Source organism: Dactylosporangium thailandense, assembly GCF_059739745.1.
Map to the genome: position 1 here is coordinate 2088885 of NZ_AP029195.1, position 19117 is coordinate 2108001.

Sequence of the window (19117 nt, forward strand, 5' to 3'; positions counted from 1 at the left end):
TCCAGGCTGGCACTCGCGTTGACGACCGCACTGACCGCGTCCGGCGCCGTTGCCGTCACGACCGCCACGCCGGCGGCAGCGGCCCAGACCATCGGCTACCCCACGTTCACCGGCTCGGTCCCGGCCGCGCCGGTCGGCTACACCACCGGCAACATGATGCAGACGATCTACAACGCGGAGAGCGGCGGCACCGACTTCTGGGTCGACCGCATGCTCGGCCGCAGCGGCGCCAGCGACCCCGCCGACGCCGACGGCGCCATCCTCATGACCCGCGGCCGGGCGGTGTTCATGAAGACGTACAACCCCGGCGTGCTCGGATTCGCCGGGCACGTGGCCTACTGGGAGAGCATCAGCGACGCGAACGCGTACTCGATCACGGCGAGCCCCGGCACGTTCACCGAGCAGCCCTCGCAGCGCTTCCAGGCGCCCTCCTACGCCAAGAGCGTGTTCAGCAGCGGCTCGGTCGCGATCACGCAGCAGAAGTTCATCACCAACAACAACGTCGCGGTGACGAACCTGTCCATCAAGAACAACGGCACCGCGTCGACCACGATCTCGCTGCGGGCCGTCTCGCCCTACGCGACCAGCGGCAGCGGCAACGAGCTGACCGGCTCGACCGGGGTCAAGAACGGCCTCACCACGCTCACGACCAAGCTCTCCGGCGACGGGTTCAGCGTCTCCTCCGGCGGGCTGAACCGGTCGATCACCATCGCGGCCGGCGCCACCGCCACGGCGAAGGTCGTCATGGGCTTCATCGCCGCCGAGCTCCCGGAGTCCTCGACGGAGTACTCGGCGTACGCCGGCTACGACAACGCGACCGCCTTCGCCACCCACGTGCGCGCCTACAACAAGTGGTGGGCGGACAACATCCCGTTCTTCGACTCGCCCGAGCCGGCGCTGACGAAGAACTACTTCTACCGCTGGTGGCTCATGCGGTTCAACAACCTCGACGCGAACATGCCCGGGCAGACGTACCAGTTCCCGACCTCCGTCGAGGGCGCGCTCGGCTACAACAACGCCATCGCGCTGACCCAGCCCATGCACATCGACGACCTGAAGTACCTGCGCACGCCGCTGTACGCGTACGGCGACTGGCTCTCCGTCGGGCAGGTGTCCAAGAACGGCCGGTTCGTCGACAACCCCGGCGACCCGGAGAACTGGTCGAACAGCTACACCCAGTACATCGCCGAGGCGGCCTGGCGCAGCTACCAGATCCACGGCGGCCAGCCGGCGCTCGCGGCCAACCTCGCGAAGTACGCCGAGGGCGACGTCAAGGGCCAGCTCGCGACGTACGACAGCAACAACAACAAGCTCATCGAGTACGACTGGGGCGCGCTCACCGGCAACGACGCCGACGCGGTGTCCTTCCACTGGCGGGCCGGCAAGATGGACCGCGGCGAGGCGGCCTACCAGTACAGCGGGGCCCGGGCGGCGGCCCAGGCGTACGCGGCGGTGGGCAACACGGCCAAGGCGAACGAGATGAACGCGCTCGCCGACCAGATCGGCAACGCGATCGTCAGCGTGCTGTGGAACCCCAGCCACAACCTGTTCGAGAACCGGATGGCCTCCGACGGGGCGTTCAACCCCTGGAAAGAGATCAACATCTACTACCCGTTCGCGGTGGGCGCCATCCCGAACACCACGCAGTACAAGCAGGCGCTGCGGCTGTTCGACGACCCGGCGCAGTACCCGATCTTCCCCTTCTACACCGCCAACCAGGCGGACAAGGCGGCCTCGGGCACCGGCAGCAACAACTTCTCGACCATCAACTCCACGGTGCAGTTCCGGCTGCTGAGCTCGGCCCTGCGCAACTACCCGACCACGTACCTCACCAACGACTGGTACAAGAAGCTGCTGTACTGGAACGCCTGGGCGCAGTACGTCAACGGCAACGTCGCCTACCCCGACGCCAACGAGTTCTGGGCGAACTGGAACGGCTCGTCGATCACGTACCGCTCGTGGATCCACCACAACATCCTGGGCAGCAGCAACTGGACCGTCATCGAGGACGTCGCCGGGCTGCGGCCGCGCAACGACGCCAAGGTCGAGCTGTCCCCGATCAACATCGGGTGGGACCACTTCACCGTCAACAACCTGCGGTACCGCAACGCCGACCTGACCATCGTGTGGGACGACCCGGCCGACGGCGTGACCCGCTACCCGGGCGTGCCCCAGGGGTACTCCATCTTCATCAACGGCACGCGGGTGGCCACCGTCAACTCGCTCGTGCCGTTCACCTGGGACCCCGCCACCGGCACGGTCACCACCACCGGCACGGTCGCCTACAGCCAGGCCTACGCCGGACTGCAGGCGCCCACCCAGGTCGTGCAGACCGACAGCCGGGTCGTGGACATCATGGCCAAGGCCGGCGTGGACGACGCCACCAGCGCGCCGACCAACCTCGCCGCCGGGGCGACCGTCTCCGCGTCCTACACCGGCTCCGGCTCGTCCACCGGCGGCGCGGTCGACGGCTACCCGACCAACGAGCCCTTCTGGGGCGCCGGCGGGTCGCCGAACGCCCAGGACTGGTACGAGGTCAACTTCGGCCAGGCCCGCACGTTCAACGAGGTCCGGCTGTACTTCAAGGACAGCCGCCCGGCCTCGGCCACGTACCGGGCGCCGTCGTCGTACGACATCCAGTACTACAACGGCAGCACCTGGGTCAGCGTCGCCAGCCAGGCGAAGAACCCGAGCACCCCGAGGGGCAACTACAACCTCGTCACGTTCCCGGCGGTGAGCGCCCAGCGGGTCCGGGTGCTGGCCACCAACGCCTCCGGGGCCAAGACCGGGCTCACCGAGGTGAAGGTCTACAACCGCGGCGGCACCCAGCCGCCCCCGGTGACCAACCTCGCCCTGAGCGCGACCCCGGTGTGCTCCTTCACGTCCTCGTGGGAGAGCTGCGCCGCGATCAACAACGGTGACGAGCCGGCGAGCTCGAACATCGGCGCCGCGAACGACGGTTCCCGCTGGGGCACCTGGCCGCAGACCGGCACCCAGACCGCCGAGCTGCAGTGGTCGACGGCGCAGTCGGTCAACAAGGCGCAGGTGTACTTCTTCGACGACGAGGGCGGCATCGACATGCCCTCGGCGTGGAAGCTGCAGTACTGGAACGGCTCCGCCTACGTCGACGTGCCGGGCGCGAGCTCGTACACGCTGACGAAGAACGCGTACAACACCGTCACCTTCACCGGGGTCTCCACGACCCGGCTGCGGGTCTCGCTGACCGCGACGGGCACCGCCTCCCTGGGGCTGCTCGAGGTCAAGGCGCTGGGTTGATGAAGGTGCGGCGCTGATCATGCACACCGTGCGGAGACCACCGGCGATGCGGGACGTCGCCCACCTCGCCGGGGTCTCCCACCAGACCGTCTCGCGGGTGGTCAACGACCACCCCAACGTCCGGTCGGAGACCCGGGCCAGGGTGCTGGCCGCGATGCGGGCGCTGGACTACCAGCCCAACGTCGCGGCCCGGACCCTGGCCACCAACCGGAGCCAGACGGTCGGCCTCGTCACGTTCGACACCACCCTCTTCGGGCCCTCGTTCATGGTGCATGCCATCGAGCGGGCGGCCCGGGAGGCCGGCTACTTCGTCAGCATCGCCAGCGCCCGGGAGCCCGATGTGCCACAGGTCCGCGACGCCATCCGGCGCCTGCGCGAGCAGGCCGTCGAGGGCATCGTGACGCTCACGCCGGTCGCGGCGGCCTGGACGGCGCTGCGCCAGGAGCCGCTCGACGTGCCGATCGTCGGGCTCGGCATCGTCGGCGTCGACGGCGAGGAGGCCGACGTGCCGATGGTCGCGATCGACAACGCCGCCGGCGCGGCCCTGGCCACCCGGCACCTGCTGCAGCTGGGGCACCGCACGGTGCACCACGTCGCCGGCCCGGCCAACTGGCCGGAGGCCCGCGAGCGGCAGGCCGGGTGGCGGGCCGCGCTGGAGGACGCGGGGCGCCCGGCCCCCGCGCCGCTGGCCGGGGACTGGAGCGCGGCGGCCGGGTACGCCGCCGGGCTCACCCTCGCCCAGCAGCCCGAGGTGACCGCCGTGTTCTGCGCCAACGACCAGATGGCGATCGGGGTGCTGCGCGCCCTGCATGAGGCCGGTCGCCAGGTGCCCCGCGACGTCAGCGTCGTGGGCTTCGACGACGTGCCCGAGGCGCCCTACCTCCTGCCGCCGCTGACCACCGTGCGGCAGGACTTCGCCGAGCTGGGCCGGCACAGCCTGGCCCTGCTCGTCGACCAGATCTCGACAGGCTCCCGCGGCGGCGAGCAGTTCCGCTCGGCGCCGAGCCTGATCGTGCGCAGTTCCACCGCGACACCCCTTGCTTCTTGAGAACGCTCACAAACAATGAATGGCCTAGGGAAGGAATGATCGTGAAACGCTGGATGGGCAGCATCGTCGCTGCGACGTTAGTGCTCGGCGCCGCCGCGTGCGGCGAGGACAAGGCGGCCGACACCCCGGCCACTGCGGACAGTGGGGCAACGCTCACCCTCTGGACGCGCGCCGCCACCGAGACCCAGTCGAAGGCCTACGCGGCCGCGTACAACGCCACGCACAAGAACCAGGTCCAGGTCACCGCGTACCCGAACGAGGAGTACCCGGCCAAGCTCGCCTCCGCCGCGGGCGCCAAGGCCCTGCCGGACCTGTTCGCCTCGGACGTCGTCTTCGCGCCGCAGTACGCCTCCCAGGGCCTGTGGACCGACATCACCGACAAGTTCAACGCGCTGCCGTTCAAGGACAAGGTCGCCCCCGCGCACGTGCGCAACGGCACCTGGAACAAGAAGGTCTACGCGGTCCCGCACACCATCGACATGTCGGTGATGCTCTACAACAAGGACCTGTTCACCAAGGCCGGCCTCGACCCGGAGAAGCCGCCGACGACGCTGCAGGAGTTCGCCGACGACGCCCGCGCCGTGGACAAGCTCGGCGGGGACATCAACGGCACCTACTTCGGCGGCAACTGCGGCGGCTGCAACGTGTTCACCCTGTGGCCGTCGGTGTGGGCCGCGGGCGGCGACGTCATGAACGAGGACGGCACCACCAGCAGCATCAACGGCAAGGAGATGTCGGACGTCTTCGCGCTGTACCGCAAGCTCTACGAGGAGGGCGTGGCCGCCCCCGCGTCCAAGGACGAGGCCGGCCCGACCTGGCTCGGCGCCCTGCAGAGCGGCAAGATCGGCATCGCCCCCGGCCCGGCCGCGTGGCTCGGCCTGATCGAGGAGAAGGCCAGCTTCAAGCTCGGCGTGGCCCCGATCAGCGGCCTCAACGGCGGCGAGTCGACCTTCGTCGGCGGCGACGCGATCGGCATCGGCGCCACCACCAAGCACGCCACCGAGGCGTGGGACTTCCTGTCCTGGACCCTCGGCGACGAGGCCCAGGTCGAGGTCATCGCCAAGGGCAAGGGCGTGCCGGTGCGCACCGACCTGGCGGAGAACAAGTACTCCTCCGCCGACCCCCGCGTCGTGAAGATCAACAGCCTGATGGGCAAGGGCAAGACCCCCTACGCCAAGAACTTCAACGCCACCTACAACGACCCCCAGAGCCCGTGGGTGACCGCCTTCCGCGGCGCGCTGTACGGCGACGCGAAGAAGTCCCTCGACGACGGCGCCACCGCGCTGACGGCCTCGCTGAAGAAATAAGAGACACGATGACCCTGCTCCTCGACGAGCGGCCGGCGGTCACCCCGCCGGCCGCCCGGCCCCGCCGGCGCGCCCGCCGCTGGGTGGGCGCGCTCTACGCCGCACCCACCGCGTTCATGGTCGGCCTGTTCTTCCTCGTCCCGCTGGGCCTGGTCGCGTACATGTCGCTGCACCACTGGCCGCTGCTCGGCGCACCGGAGATCAACGCGCCGGAGAACTACGCCGGCATGGCCGACGACGAGCTGCTCGCCACCGCGGCCTGGTTCACGCTCAAGTACACCGTCGTGGTCACGGTCCTGCTCTTCGCGCTGTCGTTCGGGCTGGCACTGCTCGTGCAACACCCCGGCCGCGGCATCGGCCTGCTGCGCACCGCGTACTTCATCCCCGCCGCGGTCGGCTTCGCCAGCGCCTCGCTGCTGTTCCTGGGCATGCTCAGCGACGAGATCGGGCCGGTCAACGACATCCTGCGCTCGCTGGGGATCGTCGACGGCTACGTGTCGTTCACCAGCGGCAGCCCCGACACCGCCCTGGGCTCCGCGGTCGGGCTCGTGCTGTGGCGCTTCGCCGGCTTCAACATGCTCATCCTGCTCACCGGGCTGCAGTCGATCCCGGTCGAGGTGTACGAGGCCGCCCGCCTCGACGGCGCCGGCCGCTGGCAGACGTTCCGCCGGATCACCGTGCCGCTGATGCGCCCCACCCTCGCGCTCGTGCTCACCCTGATGGTTACCGGCTCGCTGCTCGCCTTCGACCAGTTCTGGATCCTCACCCGCGGTGGCCCCGACAACAGCACCACCTCGCTGGTGATGGTCATCTACCGCAAGGCGTTCATCGAGCTCGACCTCGGCTCGGCCGCGGCGATCTCGGTCGTGCTCCTCTTCGTCCTCATCGTGTTCAACGTGGTGCAGCTCGGCATGCTGCGCAGAAGGGGCTGACATGCGACGGCTCACCGGCGCCGCCCTGGCGATCCTGTTCCTGTTCCCGCTCGCCTGGAGCGCGTTCGCCTCCGTGCGCACGAAGAGCGGGTTCGGGCTGGAGAACTACGCGCGGCTGTTCACCTCCGACAACGGCATCCATGCCGAGCACGTGTTCAACTCCATCGCGGTCAGCCTGCTCACCGTCGGCGGGACACTGCTCGTGAGCACCCTCGGCGGCTACGCCTTCGGCCGCTTCGAGTTCCCGGGCAAGAACGCGTTGTTCCTGCTCACGCTCGCGATCCTCATGGTGCCCTACGCGACCATTCTCATCGCGCTGTACGTCCTGCTGGGCTGGATCGGCCTGCAGGACTCGATCATCGGGCTCAGCCTGGTACTCATCATGTTCCAGCTGCCGTTCTCGGTGTTCATGATGCGCAACTCGTTCGAGGCGGTGCCCAAGGAGCTCGAGGAGGCCGCGCTGCTCGACGGCTGCGGCAGCTTCCGCGCCCTGACCCGCATCATGCTGCCCGCGGTGCAGCCGGGCCTCATCACCGTCGGGCTCTTCGCCTTTCTCACCTCGTGGAGCGAGTTCTTCGCCCCACTGATCCTGCTCAATTCGACCGACAAGTTCACCATGATGCTCGCCGTGGTGAACATGCGCACCGCCACGTTCGGAGCCATCGACTACGCCGCATTGGAGGCCGGCGTCACGTTCATGGCGGTGCCTTGTCTGGTGCTGTTCCTCATCCTGCAGCGCAGCTACGTCCGCGGCTTCATGTCGGGGGCGCTGCGCGGCTGACCTGGTCTTGGAGGAGCTATGCCCACCCGCCGCACCATCCTCGCGGCCTCGGCCGGTGCGACCGCCATCGCACTGGTGAAGCCTGGTCTGGCCCAGGCGGCGTCCAGGCCGGACACCGGAGTCTCGGCCTACGCCTTCCCACTGTCCGCGGTCCAACTGGTGTCCAGCCCGTTCACCGCCAACACCGCACGCACGCAGTCCTACCTGCTGTTCCTCGACAACGACCGGATGCTGCACACGTTCCGGCTCAACGTCGGGCTCAGCTCCGGCGCCACCGCCTGTGGCGGCTGGGAGTCCCCGACCACCGAGCTGCGCGGGCACTCGACCGGCCACCTGCTCAGCGCCCTCGCCCAGGCGTACGCAAGCTCGGGCAACACCGCGTTCAAGACCAAGGGCGACGCGCTCGTGACCGTGCTCGCCCAGTGCCAGGCCCGCGCCGCCACAGCGGGCTTCAACACCGGCTACCTCAGCGCGTTCCCGGAGAGCTTCATCGACCGGGTCGAGGCGCGGCAGTCCGTCTGGGCGCCGTACTACACCCTGCACAAGATCATGGCCGGGCTGCTCGACATGCACCTGCTCGCGGGCAACGCGCAGGCGCTCACCGTGCTGACCGGCATGGCGTCCTGGGTCAAGTTCCGCAACGACCGGCTGACGCAGACCCAGCGCCAGAACATGCTCGACACCGAGTTCGGCGGCATGAACGAGGTGCTCACCAACCTGTACCAGCTCACCGGCGACGCCAACCACCTCGCCGCCGCCCAGCAGTTCGACCACGCCGAGATCTTCGACCCGCTGGCGAGCAACACCGACGCGCTGAACAACTACCACGCCAACACCCAGATCCCGAAGATCATCGGGGCGATCCGCGAGTACCACGCCACCGGCACGACCCGCTACCGCGACATCGCCGTGAACTTCTGGGACATCGTCACCCGGCACCACACGTACGCGATCGGCGGCAACTCCAACGGCGAGTACTTCAAGGCCCCCGACCGCATCGCCAGCGAGCTGTCGGACACGACCGCGGAGTGCTGCAACACCTACAACATGCTCAAGCTCACCCGCCAGCTGTTCCTCACCAACCCCGCCCGCGCCGACTACATGGACTTCTACGAGAAGGCGCTCTACAACCACACGCTCGCCTCCCAGGACCCGAACTCCGCGCACGGGTTCCAGTGCTACTACGTGCCCCTGCGGGCGGGCGGCATCAAGACGTACAGCAACGACTACAACAGCTTCGTGTGCTGCCACGGCACCGGGATGGAGAGCAACACCAAGTACGGCGACTCCATCTACTTCCACGACGGCGGCAGCACGCTGTACGTCAATCTGTTCATCCCGTCCGTGCTGACCTGGTCCGCCCGCGGCGTCACCGTCCGCCAGGACACCACGTTCCCGGACGCGGGCGCCACCAAGCTCACCGTGACCGGCGCGGGAACGTTCACGGTCAAGGTGCGCATCCCGGCCTGGGCCACCGGCGCCGCGATCACGGTGAACGGCACGGCCCAGGCCGCGCCGCAGCCCGGCACCTACGCCACCATCAGCCGCACCTGGGCCTCCGGCGACGTCGTGAACGTGACGCTGCCGATGGCCCTGACCCGCGAGTCCGCCAACGACAACAGCACCGTGCAGGCCGTGAAGGTCGGCCCGATCGTGCTCGGCGGGCTGTTCGGCTCCAGCAACCTCTCCGCCCTGCCCGTGCTCGACCCCGCGACGCTCACGGCGACGAGCACGCCGCTGCAGTACACCGCGAACGGCGTGACCCTCCAGCCCTTCTACAAGGTGCACGGCCAGCGGTACTCGGTCTACTGGTCCGTCACCGGCGGCCAGACCCTGCCCGCGTTCGTCGCCCACTACCCCTTCGACAACAGCCCCGCCGACGCCACCGGCAACGGCAAAACGGCGACGCTGTCCGGCACCAGCTATGTCACCGGCCGCACCGGCTCCGCCGTGAGCCTCAACGGCACCAACGGATACGTGTCGCTGCCGGCCGGGATCCTCAACGGCGCCACCGCGTTCTCCATCGCGCTGTGGGTCCGCGTCGACACCCTCGCCGCCTGGACCCGGGTCTTCGACTTCGGCACCGGCACCGGCGTCAACATGTTCCTCACCCCGCAGTCGGGCAGCGGCACCGCCCGATTCGCCATCACCACCGGCGGCTCCGGCGGCGAGCAGCGCATCGACGCCCCCGCGGCCCTGCCGGCCGGCGCCTGGACCCACGTCGCCGTGACCCGCAGCGGCAACCTCGGCATCCTGTACGTCAACGGCGCCGAGGTCGCCCGCAACACCGCCATGACCCTGAGCCCGTCGAGCCTGGGCAACACCACGCAGAACTGGCTCGGCCGCTCGCAGTACGCCGACCCGTACCTCAAGGGCGCCATCGACAGCGTCCGGCTCTACAGTCGCGCCCTGTCGGCGTCGGAGGTCTCCGGCTTCTTCTCCGCCGGGAACTGAGGCATTCGGACCACGGCCCCCCGTCCTGCCGGGCGGGGGCCGTGCACATCAGGAGGCGACGTCCACGACCACGCGGGCCGGGCTGTCCAGGAGCATCACCCGGAAGCCCCGCGCGTACGCCGTCGTGATGTCCGCGGTCATGATGTCCGGGGTAGTCGTCGCGCCGTCCCGGCCGACGGTGACCGATCGCAGCGCGGGCCGGCCGAACGTGATCGCCGCCGGGACGCCCGCGGCGCGCTCGGTGCCGGTGAAGCGGACCCGGATCGTCGGGCCGGAGCCGAGGTACGCCGCCTCCAGCGTCGGCCATCCGGTCCCGGCCAGGTCGAAGACGATCCGGTCGTAGCCGGGGTGGCCGCCCGCCCGCACGGCCCGCACGACGGTGCCGGAGGCGTCGCCGGTGTGGGAGAACGGCTCGGCGGTGAACGCCTGGGTGGGCTGGTGGGCCACGTCCACGGCGATGCGATCGGGCCCGTGCAGCACCAGCACCCGGAACCCGGTCCGGTCGCGCACGCCGAGGCCGAAGCTCGCGCGGCCCTCGAAGAAGCCGCCGGACTTGATCTGCCGCAGCGTGGGCAGGTTCACGTCGTACACGGTGCCGAGGTCGACCGCCGGCGTGCCCGCGTCGGTGAACACGACGAGCAGGGTCGCCGCGCCCGCGACGGGGATGGTGTTCCCGCGGCCCTGCTCGACCAGCGGGGCGTACGCGACCCGCCAGCCGGGCGTGCCGCCGCTGAAGTCGAAGACGGTGCGGTCGTACTCGTCGTGCCGTCCGGTGCGGATGCCGGTCAGCACCGGTCGGCCGGAGCCGGACGGGTCGCCGGCGATGGGGGAGGTGCTCGTCGGGGCGGGCAGGTCCGCGGCCTGGGCGGCGACCGGCAGGGCCACCACCAGCCCGGCGCAGGCCGCCGCGGCGAGCAGTGATCGGCGCATGGCGTGTGCTCCTTTCCCTCTCGGGGGATGTGGGTGCACACAAGACGCCGGATCATGCCGGCCGGTTGTCCTGCTTGTTCAGACGCGGCTTGTCCTGCTTGTTCAGACGCGGCGCAGGACGGCCACGACCTTGCCGAGGATCGTGGCGTCGTCGCCGGGGATGACCTGGTAGGCCGGGTTGCGCGGCACGAGCTCCACGTGCCCGTCGCGGTTGCGGTAGGCCTTCACGGTCGCCTCGCCGTCGAGCATCGCCGCGACGATGTCGCCGTTCTCGGCCACCTGCTGCTGGCGCACGACCACGATGTCGCCGTCGCAGATCGCCGCCTCGATCATCGAGTCGCCCTTGACGTTGAGGGCGAAGAGCGTGCCGTGCCCGACCAGCGTCGTCGGCAGCGTCAGCTCGTCGTCGGGCACCTGCTGCTCGGCCAGGATCGGCCCACCGGCGGCGATCGTGCCGACCAGCGGCACCGGCACGCCCGGGTCGGCCCCGCGCCCGGCGCCGTCGTAGGGCCCGCGGATGTCGACCGCCCGCGGCCCGTGCGCGTCGCGGCGGATGAGCCCGCTCTTCTCCATCGCCTTGAGGTGGTGGGCGACGGAGGACGGCGACCCGAGCCCGATCGCCGCGCCGATCTCCCGCACCGTCGGCGGATAGCCACGCTTCTCGATCGACTCGCGGATCACCGTCAGGATGCTCTGCTGGCGCGGGCTCGTCATGTCAGCACGATACCGTAGAGCTTCGATCAGATGTACGAAACGTAACCAAATTTGATCCGACAGTGGGACGGTTCGGCGCTGTTCGGCCCAGTACATCGACGCTTACGAGGCTTATGCTTGCCGCCATGCTCGACAGGCCCCTGGCGTCCCGGGACTCGTATCCGCACCGCGTCGCCCGCATCCACGGCCTGGTCGAGGCGGGCGACGACGACGGCCTCACCGGCGAGCTGGTCGAGCTCGCGGCGGTCAACGGCGACGTCTGGCGCTACGACGGCGCCGAGGTGCGCACGGAGCCGCAGGCCTTGAAGGAACTGCAGGCGCTGCAGGCACTGCAGGCTCTGCCCGACGGCCGCCGCTGCGCCCTGATCCTGCGCCTGATCGAGCGCGCCCCGGCCCCGCCCGAGGCGCTGCTGCTGCACCTGCTGGAGGGCCTCCCGGCCGACGCGGTGTCCTGGCGGGCCGGCCGGTACCTCATCGACGCCGCCTCCACCCGGGTCGCCGCCGCCCCCGAGACCCTCGCCGTGCTGGCCGCCGTCGCCGAGCGCGAGACCGGCGAGTGCCCGCCCGCGCTGCTCGCGGTCATGCGGCGCACCGCCCACGAGGGCGACAAGCACTGGCCGGCCTGGTACCGCGCCCCGATCCAGCCCTGGCTCGACCGCGCCGCCGGACGGCTCAACGTCGGCGAGCCGTGGGCCGAGGCCGCGAACGCCGCGACGCCCGGCCCGGCGCTGCTCGCCCACGCCCTCGCCGCGTCCGGCGCCAAGCCCGCGTCGCGCTGGACCCGGCGGGCCCGCGCGCTGCTGCCCGAGCTCGGCGGCGACGAGACCCGTGCCCTGATCCGCGGCTGGTTCGCCCTCGTCCCGCACCCCCGCACCATCGCGCTGCGCCCGCTCGACGATCGTTGGGACCCGAACGAGATCCCGGACGCGTACAACGCGCGGGCCCTGCGCGGGCTGCTGTACCTGCTCGCCGTGACCCCGCCGCACGACGACGACACCGCGGCCGTGGGCCGGCTGGTCCAGCACTGCGCGGAGAAGGTCCCCGGCCACGGCCCCCGCAGCCAGATGATCGCGCACGCGGGCATTCACGCCCTGGAGCGGTTCAGCACCGTGCCGGCCCTGCGCGAGCTGGCCCGCCTGCGCTCGATGGGCCAGCCCCTTGGCATCGCGTCGGCCCTGACCGCCGCGATCGCGCGCCGCGGGGTGGCCCTGAGCGTCGACCCCGCGCGCCTCTGACCCGGCCGTACTCACCCCGGACGCACGCCGGCCGGGAATGCCCGGGCGCACCGCGGCGTCGTACTCGGCATGAGTTCGCGGATCGTGTCCTGTGTCCAGTGCGGGCAGCGCAACCGCGTGCCCGCCGCGGCGAGCGGGAAGCCGGTGTGCGGCAAGTGCCGCGCGGCGGTGCCGTGGATCGTCGACGCCGGCGAGGCCGACTTCGGCGAGGTGGCCGAGCGCTCCTCGACCCCGGTTCTGGTGGACCTGTGGGCGCCGTGGTGCGGCCCGTGCCGGATGGTCGGCCCGGCCCTGGAGCAGGTCGCGGGCGAGCTGGCCGGCGCCGTCAAGCTCGTGAAGGTCAACATCGACGACGCGCCCGGCCTGCAGCGCCGCTTCGACGTGCGCGCGGTCCCGACGCTGCTGATCGTGCGGGACGGCACGGTGATCGCGCGCCAGGCCGGGGCCGCCTCGGCGGCCGCCCTGCGCTCCTGGATCGAGGGCGCCCTCCAGGGCGGCTAGCGGGCGGCGCGGGCGGCGACGTCGGCCATCGTCGCGCGGTACGCCGCCGGCTCGAGCTCCCCGCGCAGCAGCCGCTCGATCGCCTCGGCCTCGAGACGGTCGAGGGCGTCGGGGGAGCGCGGCGGCGGCAGCGGGCCGAACCGGGACGCGAGCCAGAGCGCGGCCCGCGGCTCGTAGGCGCCGTGGCGCCGGTCGCGGCGGATGAGCCGGGCGTGCGCGGCGATCAGCCCCGCGTACGCGAAGGCGATGACCAGGGCCACGATCAGTGGTGCGGGCACCGGACGAGTCTCCCACGCGTAGTCTGGCCGCCGTGGCCGACATCCGGGTGTACCGCGCCGAGCCCGCCGACCTCCCGGCGATCCTCCCGCTCGTGGTGGAGTTCTGCGCCGAGGACGGGCATGACTTCGACGAGGCGCGGGTCACCCGCGCGCTCGTGCCGCTGCTGCGCGACGACGAGCACGGCCAGGTGTGGCTGGCCGCGGAGGCGGCCGGGTACGCCGTCGTCACGTGGGGGTGGAGCCTCGAGTCGGGCGGCCGCGAGGCGCTGCTCGACGAGATCTACGTGCGCGAGCGCGGCAACGGCACCGGGGCGCACCTGCTGCGGCGGGTGGTCGCGGCCGCGGCCGAGGCGGGCGCCGCGGTCATGTTCCTGGAGACCGAGGCGCACAACGAGCGCGTCCGCGGCTTCTACGCGCGGCACGGGTTCGCGGCCGAGGACTCCGTGTGGATGAGCCGGGTGCTGCGCTGACCGGCGGGTAACCGTACAGTGTCACGTGCGGGAGCGTCCAGGGCACGGCACCGCACTGGACGCTCCCCCTAGCCAAGCCGCGGGGTGAGGCGCCGGAGGATCTCGGCCAGCACCGCGGGGCTGGTCGCGAAGTTCAGGCGCACGCAGTCGCCGGTCTCCACGTCGGTCCCCTCGGAGAACTCCGCCCCCTCGCTGAGCCGCACCAGAGCGGTCCGCTCCAGCCGGGCCGCCGGCTCGGGCCCCCGCAGGCCGCCGAGCCAGGCGAGGTAGGTGCCCTCCGGCTCGCGGTACCGCAGCGGCATCCCGGTCGCCCAGGCGCCGATCGCGGCCCGGTTCGCGGTGAGCGTGGCCCGCAGCCCCTCCAGCCAGCCGGCGCCGTCGCGCCACGCGGCCACCGTCGCGAGGCGGCCGAGCGTGCTCGGGGTGCCGAAGATGTCCGGCGGCATCGCGTCCAGCCTCGCGCGCAGGTCCGCCGGCCCCACGTGCGCGACCGCGCAGCGCAGCCCGGCGAGGTTGAAGGCCTTCGTCGCCGAGGTGGCGGTGATGGTACGGCGGGCCGCCCGCGAACCGAGCGACGCGAACGGGATGTGCCGGTGCGGGGCGTACACCAGGTCGGCGTGGATCTCGTCCGCCAGCACCGGCAGGTCGTGCCGCTCGGCCAGCTCCAGCAGCGCCTCCAGCTCCGCGCGCCGGAACACCCGCCCGCTCGGGTTCTGCGGGTTGACGAGCACCAGGAGCCGTACACCGTCCATCGGGGACCGTCCGATGGGGACGATCCGCCGCCCGCTGCGCCGGATCGCGGCCAGGAACGGGGGATAGGCCGGCACGTGGATCGCCACCCCGTCGCCGGGCCGGGTGGTCTGCTCGATCACGACCTGCAGGATCTGCAGCACGTCGGTGAAGACGCGGGTGTGCCCGGCGCTGGGCTCCCACCCGTGCCGCTCGGCCATCCACGCCTCGAACGCGGCCGGCACCGGGTCGCCGCCGGGCCAGTGCGGATACCCGAAGTCCTCGCGGTCCACGGCGTCGAGCAGGGCGTGCCGGACGGCCGGCGCCACGCCGAGATCCATGTCCGCGACCCAGGCCCCGATCGTGTCCGGCCCGACCGCGCCCCACTTGACCCCGGTGCCGCGCCGGATGCCCTCCTTGGGCCGCAGCAGGTCGCGCAGGATCTCCATCTGCCCGTGGTGCTGCGCCAGCTCCTCGTACACGTGCAGCAGCGCCGCCCCCTGCGTCGCGATCCCGGCGGGCCCGAGAAAGTCCGGGTCCGGCGTCGTGCGCAACGGCCCCGCGAAGTCGGCGCCGCGCACGTCGGCCGCGAGCTGTTCCCGGGCCTGCCGGACCCGTTCGAGCAGCGGCGCGACCGGCCCCGAGCTGGTGAACTCGGCCTCGCGGTCCCGCTCGACGACCCGCCCGGCGACGAGCCCGCCGGCCCAGTACCCGACCACGCCGAGACAGTGCGTCAGCAGCGCGTACGGCGAGCTGGCCCCCTGCACGGGCGGCCGCACGTTGGCCAGCTCGTCCCCGAGCCCGGCCACGATCCCGGCCATGCCGTCGAGCGCCCGCCCGGTCGCGCCCAGATATTCCCCGACGGTGATCACGGCCGCCCCCTTCTCCTGCGTCACCGTCTGAGCCGGTGACGGGGGAAGCTTGCGCCGACCTGTCATCACCTGTCAAGGTGGTGACGTGAGCTTTTGTGTTCGTGAGCGGCGACCTGGCCCTGGACTTCGCCGCGACCCTGTCAAGGTGGTGACGTGAGCTTCGTGTTCGTGAGCGGCGACCTCGCGCTGGACTTCGCCGCGACCCGCAAGTGGCGCCGCCGCCCCGACCCCGACGAGCTGCTGCCGACCGGCGCCGACCTGGCTCGCTGGTCCGTCGAGGCGGGCGTGCTGACCCGCCCGCCGCGCGTCGGCCCCGAGGACCTGCGCGACCTGCTCACCCTGCGTGAGTCCGTCTACCGGCTGCTGCACCCGGACGCGGCCCCGCCCCGCCCGTCCGACGTGCGCGTGCTGAACCGGGCCGCGGCCCACCCCGGCCCCCGCCCGTCCCTGACCTCCGACGGCGTGCGCCGCACCGGCGACGCGTCCGCCCTGGCCGCCGCGATCGCGGGCGCGGCCCTGACCCTGCTGGAGTCCCGCCCGCCGATCCGCGAGTGCGCGGGCGAGGACTGCACCCGCCTGTTCGTGGACCGCTCGCGCGCGGGCAACCGCACCTGGTGCGGCATGGAGGAGTGCGGCAACCGCGTGAAGGCCGCGTCGTACCGCGCCCGCCGCGCCGCGAACGCCTAGAGTCACGGCGTGACCGACGACCTCCTCGACCGCGCCGACCGCCTGGCCGAAGCGGGCCGGGTCGACGAGGCCGTCGCGGAGCTCCGCGCGGTGCTCGGCGAGCGGGCGGCGTCGTCCTGGCCCCTAGGCGAGCTGCTGGAGCGGCACGGCCGCCCCGGCGAGGCCCTCGAGGTCTATCGCGCGTCCGTGGCGGCCGGCGAGACCCACGTCCGTGCCCGGCTGGCGCGGCTGCTGCTCGATCAGGGCCGTGTGGACGAGGCGATCCACGAGACCCGGACCGCGATCGCCGACGGCGAGCTGCGCGCCTATGGGGCGCTGGGCTTCATCCTCGCCAGGACGAACCGCCAGGCCGAGGCGCACGACGAGGCCACCCGCCTGGCCCGCGCGGGCAAGTGGCTCGCGTGCGCCAGGCTGATCGCCGGCCTCAAGCGGGGCGACGCCGCCGCCGAACACTAGTGCTCGGATCGGCGACCCGGTCCCGCGCCGCACGATCTGGAGTCGCCGGCCCTCGTCATCACTGAGCCGACGGGCACGCACAGGTTCCGCCATCCCAACAGCGTGAACCCCGCCGGACGGCAGACCGGGAACGTAGACCAGGACGTTCACCAGAACGCGTACGCCTCTGGTGCTGAGCGGACTTACCAGCTCGCGGACCAGGTGTACCAGGGTCCGTCGAGCATCCGGAACCGCGGCCCCTCCCAGGCGCCGTTGCCAAGCCCGGTGCCGAAGCCGCCGGGGAAGTACCCCCAGCCGACATCGTCGAAGCCCAGCAGCGTCTCGTATTCGCCGGCGTAGAAGATGTAGCCGCCGTCGACGGCGTACGCACTGCCGATCTTGCACGCTCCGATCAGGTTGGGCACCGTGACCGGTTCGAACAGGTCCTCCCCGCCGCGCGGCGCCGGCAGCCCCTGGACGAACGCATCGAACGCGGCCCGCTGGAAACACCCGGGGAACGCCTGCGCCTCCCGCGCCCGATCCTGCGCCAGAAACAGCGCCCCGAGCCCGATCATCGCGCCGACGAGGATCCCGAGAACCATGCCGGCAATGATCAGCCAACGAGCGACGCTCATAGTATCCGGTCAGAGCACTAGCCGGGCAGTTCCACGCCGCTCAGCCGGGCGCACGCGGCGAGCAGCCCGTCCTGGTAGCGCACGTCCCGCGCGGCCGCGTTGGGCTTGAGGTCCTGGCGGCGCTTGAAGTATCGCCCGGTGACGAGCGCGTCGCCGTCCCCGGTGGCCAGCCACACCTGCGTCTCGGCGCCCTCGGGCAGGTCGTCGGTCGCGTTGGGGCCGCCGAGCTTCGTGCGGATCCAGCCGGGGTCGACGGCGTTGGAGCAGACCTCGGGCCACCGCCGGGCGACCGCGAACGCGAGGGCCACGTCGTGCAGCTTGGAGTCGCTGTACGCCTGCATCCCGTGCCACGGCTTGCGCTCGTACTGCAGGTCCTCGAGGTCGGCCACGCCCACGGACTCGAGGCCGCTGGTGAGGTACACGATGCGCCGGGGACGGGGCATGAGCGCGGTGAGCACGTAGGGCGCGAGCACGTTGACCTGGAAGATGCGCTCGATCCCGTCGCCGGTCTCGCGGCGCTCGTCCTGCCCGCCGATCCCGGCGTTGTGGATCACCACGTCGAACGCGCCGGCCGCCCGGCCAATCGCGCGGGTCTGCTCCAGGTCCGCGAGGTCGCCGACGAGCACCTCCGGCGAACCGTCGAGCGCCGCGGCGCGTTGCTCGCTGCGGGCGTGGAAGACCACGTCGTGCCCGAGCTCCTGCAGGGTGCGGGCCGTCTGCAGCCCGATGCCGTCCGTCGACCCGGTGACCAGAATTCTCATCAGGCCGACATCGTAGCGGGCGGAAGGACGCGCATGCCCCGGGCCACGAGCTCGCCGTGCCGCGTGTCGAGCCACGGCAGCTCCGCCCTCGCCACGTGCGCGGCCGCGTCGAGGCGCCCGACGCCGCGCAGCGCCCGGTACACGGCCCCGGCGACGATCGGCGCCGCCTCGTCCGGGAGCTCGGCCTCGTGCGCGACCACGACGTCGGCGCAGGGCCGCAGCGCCGCGGCGGCGGCCAGGCTCCGGCAGGCGTTGAGCATGATGCCGTGCAGGCGGTGCCCCCGCGGCGCGTGTTCGTAGGCCAGCAGCACCGCGGCGAGGTCCGCCGCGTGGATGACCCGGGCCGGGCGGCGGGCGGCGGCCCCCGGCGCGGCATCGTCGTGGAACGTGAGCATGGCGCCGCTGCCGTGGCAGGCCAGATGCAGCACGTCCGTGGCCTCGCCGAGCATGCCGCGGATGTCGTCGACCCCGGCGTACGGCCGGTAGTCCACCTCGATCGCGGGGCGCACCGCGGCGGCGACGGCGTGGAACTCGGCCTGCGGGTCGAGGCCGCCGATCGGATCGCCGCCGGCCCCGATGGTCGGGCTGGCGCCGAGCAGGAGGATCCGGCGGACCCGGGGTTGCGCCGGCTCCGGCCGGGAGCCCTCGAGCCGGCCCTGCAGGGCGTGCAGCGCGACGTTGCCCGGCCGTTCGCGCCGCGCCCGGAGCAGCAGGCGCCGGTAGCCCTCGGGCACCAGTCCGCTGTCGAGGCTCGTGAAGATGCCGTCCCACCATGCGAGGGCGGACGTCGCGGCCGGCCAGCCGGGCAGCATCGCGGCGGGAAACCCGATCACCGACAGCAGCCGGCGGGACGAGCCGAGGTCGGTGAACGCGGCGGCGATGAGCTCCAGCAGCTCGGCCCGGCTCTCGGGAGTCAGCGGGAGATCGGCCTGGGGCGGGTCGTCACGCATCGCGGTCACCCTAGCCGGGCTCGGTTGCCGGAACGGTTCAGGCATTCGGTCAAAACCGGGTTCAGGAGGGCCGAGAAGACCATCGGTATTGAGGATACGACGCAGTGCGACGGCCGTGATAC

At 71.8% G+C, this 19117-nt stretch carries 18 protein-coding genes; 11 read left to right on the forward strand and 7 right to left on the reverse strand.

The window, feature by feature from the left end; translation table 11 throughout:
* The first annotated feature begins 18 nt into the window (after positions 1–18).
* From AC6JBM_RS09115 to AC6JBM_RS09140, 6 genes are read left to right on the forward strand one after another with little or no spacing between them, the layout of a single operon-like run.
* Complete coding sequence (locus AC6JBM_RS09115; protein ID WP_497983152.1) at positions 19–3276, forward strand: discoidin domain-containing protein; 3258 nt, start codon at positions 19–21, stop codon at positions 3274–3276.
* A gap of 19 nt (positions 3277–3295) precedes the next feature.
* The gene (locus tag AC6JBM_RS09120; protein WP_497983153.1) at positions 3296–4324 is read left to right on the forward strand and encodes a LacI family DNA-binding transcriptional regulator; all 1029 of its coding nucleotides are present in this window, start codon (positions 3296–3298) and stop codon (positions 4322–4324) included.
* Positions 4325–4365: 41 nt separating this feature from the next.
* Positions 4366–5631 carry an ABC transporter substrate-binding protein gene (locus tag AC6JBM_RS09125; protein WP_497983154.1) on the forward strand — a complete coding sequence of 422 codons (1266 nt, stop codon included), beginning with the start codon at positions 4366–4368 and terminating at the stop codon, positions 5629–5631.
* 8 nt (positions 5632–5639) lie between these two features.
* Positions 5640–6563 (forward strand): carbohydrate ABC transporter permease, encoded by a 924-nt coding sequence (locus AC6JBM_RS09130; protein WP_497983155.1) that lies wholly within the window; start codon positions 5640–5642, stop codon positions 6561–6563.
* 1 nt (position 6564) lies between these two features.
* Complete coding sequence (locus AC6JBM_RS09135; protein WP_350622390.1) at positions 6565–7344, forward strand: carbohydrate ABC transporter permease; 780 nt, start codon at positions 6565–6567, stop codon at positions 7342–7344.
* A gap of 18 nt (positions 7345–7362) precedes the next feature.
* Positions 7363–9798, forward strand: coding sequence for a glycoside hydrolase family 127 protein (locus AC6JBM_RS09140; RefSeq protein ID WP_497983156.1), 2436 nt, complete (start codon positions 7363–7365; stop codon positions 9796–9798).
* Between the two features lie 48 nt (positions 9799–9846).
* Here AC6JBM_RS09140 and AC6JBM_RS09145 read toward each other — a convergent pair whose 3' ends face one another.
* Together AC6JBM_RS09145 and lexA are read right to left on the reverse strand one after the other, a co-directional pair.
* Positions 9847–10728, reverse strand: a complete 882-nt coding sequence (locus tag AC6JBM_RS09145; RefSeq protein ID WP_497983157.1) for an AMIN-like domain-containing (lipo)protein — start codon at positions 10726–10728, stop codon at positions 9847–9849.
* A 102-nt stretch (positions 10729–10830) separates the two neighbouring features.
* Positions 10831–11442, reverse strand: a complete 612-nt coding sequence (gene lexA, locus AC6JBM_RS09150) for a transcriptional repressor LexA (protein WP_350622384.1) — start codon at positions 11440–11442, stop codon at positions 10831–10833.
* A 125-nt stretch (positions 11443–11567) separates the two neighbouring features.
* On the opposite strand from lexA, the gene AC6JBM_RS09155 reads away from it, so the two are divergent.
* Both AC6JBM_RS09155 and trxA read left to right on the forward strand, forming a co-directional pair.
* Entirely contained in the window at positions 11568–12677 is a 1110-nt protein-coding gene (locus tag AC6JBM_RS09155; protein ID WP_497983158.1) for a hypothetical protein, read from the forward strand.
* Between the two features lie 69 nt (positions 12678–12746).
* On the forward strand, positions 12747–13178 hold the full coding sequence (gene trxA / locus AC6JBM_RS09160) for a thioredoxin (RefSeq protein WP_497983159.1): 432 nt from the start codon (positions 12747–12749) through the stop codon (positions 13176–13178).
* On the opposite strand, the gene AC6JBM_RS09165 is transcribed toward trxA, so the two are convergent.
* Positions 13175–13456 carry a hypothetical protein gene (locus tag AC6JBM_RS09165; RefSeq protein ID WP_497983160.1) on the reverse strand — a complete coding sequence of 94 codons (282 nt, stop codon included), beginning with the start codon at positions 13454–13456 and terminating at the stop codon, positions 13175–13177. The two genes, trxA and AC6JBM_RS09165, sit on opposite strands and share 4 nt — an antisense overlap.
* Before the next feature lie 32 nt (positions 13457–13488).
* Between AC6JBM_RS09165 and AC6JBM_RS09170 the strand changes: the two genes are divergently transcribed.
* Positions 13489–13926, forward strand: coding sequence for a GNAT family N-acetyltransferase (locus AC6JBM_RS09170; protein WP_497983161.1), 438 nt, complete (start codon positions 13489–13491; stop codon positions 13924–13926).
* A 68-nt stretch (positions 13927–13994) separates the two neighbouring features.
* Here the strand turns inward: AC6JBM_RS09170 and AC6JBM_RS09175 are convergent, their stop codons facing one another.
* A complete protein-coding gene (locus AC6JBM_RS09175) occupies positions 13995–15551 on the reverse strand; it encodes an aminotransferase class I/II-fold pyridoxal phosphate-dependent enzyme (protein ID WP_497983162.1) in 1557 nt (518 codons plus the stop codon).
* Positions 15552–15680: 129 nt separating this feature from the next.
* Between AC6JBM_RS09175 and AC6JBM_RS09180 the strand changes: the two genes are divergently transcribed.
* Positions 15681–16214 carry a CGNR zinc finger domain-containing protein gene (locus AC6JBM_RS09180; RefSeq protein WP_497983163.1) on the forward strand — a complete coding sequence of 178 codons (534 nt, stop codon included), beginning with the start codon at positions 15681–15683 and terminating at the stop codon, positions 16212–16214.
* 9 nt (positions 16215–16223) lie between these two features.
* Entirely contained in the window at positions 16224–16670 is a 447-nt protein-coding gene (locus AC6JBM_RS09185) for a tetratricopeptide repeat protein (RefSeq protein WP_497983164.1), read from the forward strand.
* A 182-nt stretch (positions 16671–16852) separates the two neighbouring features.
* Here the strand turns inward: AC6JBM_RS09185 and AC6JBM_RS09190 are convergent, their stop codons facing one another.
* Genes AC6JBM_RS09190 through AC6JBM_RS09200 form a run of 3 tightly spaced genes read right to left on the reverse strand, consistent with a single transcriptional unit; the run spans position 16853 to position 18995 of the window.
* Positions 16853–17251, reverse strand: coding sequence for a hypothetical protein (locus AC6JBM_RS09190; protein WP_497983165.1), 399 nt, complete (start codon positions 17249–17251; stop codon positions 16853–16855).
* A gap of 50 nt (positions 17252–17301) precedes the next feature.
* Entirely contained in the window at positions 17302–18045 is a 744-nt protein-coding gene (locus tag AC6JBM_RS09195; protein WP_497983166.1) for an SDR family NAD(P)-dependent oxidoreductase, read from the reverse strand.
* Positions 18045–18995, reverse strand: coding sequence for an effector-associated domain EAD1-containing protein (locus AC6JBM_RS09200; protein ID WP_497983167.1), 951 nt, complete (start codon positions 18993–18995; stop codon positions 18045–18047). The genes AC6JBM_RS09195 and AC6JBM_RS09200 overlap by 1 nt, the downstream gene beginning before the upstream one ends.
* Between the last annotated feature and the right edge of the window lie 122 nt (positions 18996–19117).

Bases quoted from the DNA above. Each gene is read 5' to 3' on its own strand.
- lexA (WP_350622384.1), bottom strand. From the start codon at position 11,442: ATGACGAGCCCGCGCCAGCAGAGCATCCTGACGGTGATCCGCGAGTCG.
- AC6JBM_RS09195 (WP_497983166.1), bottom strand. From the start codon at position 18,045: ATGAGAATTCTGGTCACCGGGTCGACGGACGGCATCGGGCTGCAGACG.
- AC6JBM_RS09200 (WP_497983167.1), bottom strand. From the start codon at position 18,995: ATGCGTGACGACCCGCCCCAGGCCGATCTCCCGCTGACTCCCGAGAGC.
- trxA (WP_497983159.1), top strand. From the start codon at position 12,747: ATGAGTTCGCGGATCGTGTCCTGTGTCCAGTGCGGGCAGCGCAACCGC.
- AC6JBM_RS09190 (WP_497983165.1), bottom strand. From the start codon at position 17,251: ATGGTTCTCGGGATCCTCGTCGGCGCGATGATCGGGCTCGGGGCGCTG.
- AC6JBM_RS09155 (WP_497983158.1), top strand. From the start codon at position 11,568: ATGCTCGACAGGCCCCTGGCGTCCCGGGACTCGTATCCGCACCGCGTC.
- AC6JBM_RS09120 (WP_497983153.1), top strand. From the start codon at position 3,296: ATGCACACCGTGCGGAGACCACCGGCGATGCGGGACGTCGCCCACCTC.
- AC6JBM_RS09145 (WP_497983157.1), bottom strand. From the start codon at position 10,728: ATGCGCCGATCACTGCTCGCCGCGGCGGCCTGCGCCGGGCTGGTGGTG.
- AC6JBM_RS09140 (WP_497983156.1), top strand. From the start codon at position 7,363: ATGCCCACCCGCCGCACCATCCTCGCGGCCTCGGCCGGTGCGACCGCC.
- AC6JBM_RS09135 (WP_350622390.1), top strand. From the start codon at position 6,565: ATGCGACGGCTCACCGGCGCCGCCCTGGCGATCCTGTTCCTGTTCCCG.
- AC6JBM_RS09130 (WP_497983155.1), top strand. From the start codon at position 5,640: ATGACCCTGCTCCTCGACGAGCGGCCGGCGGTCACCCCGCCGGCCGCC.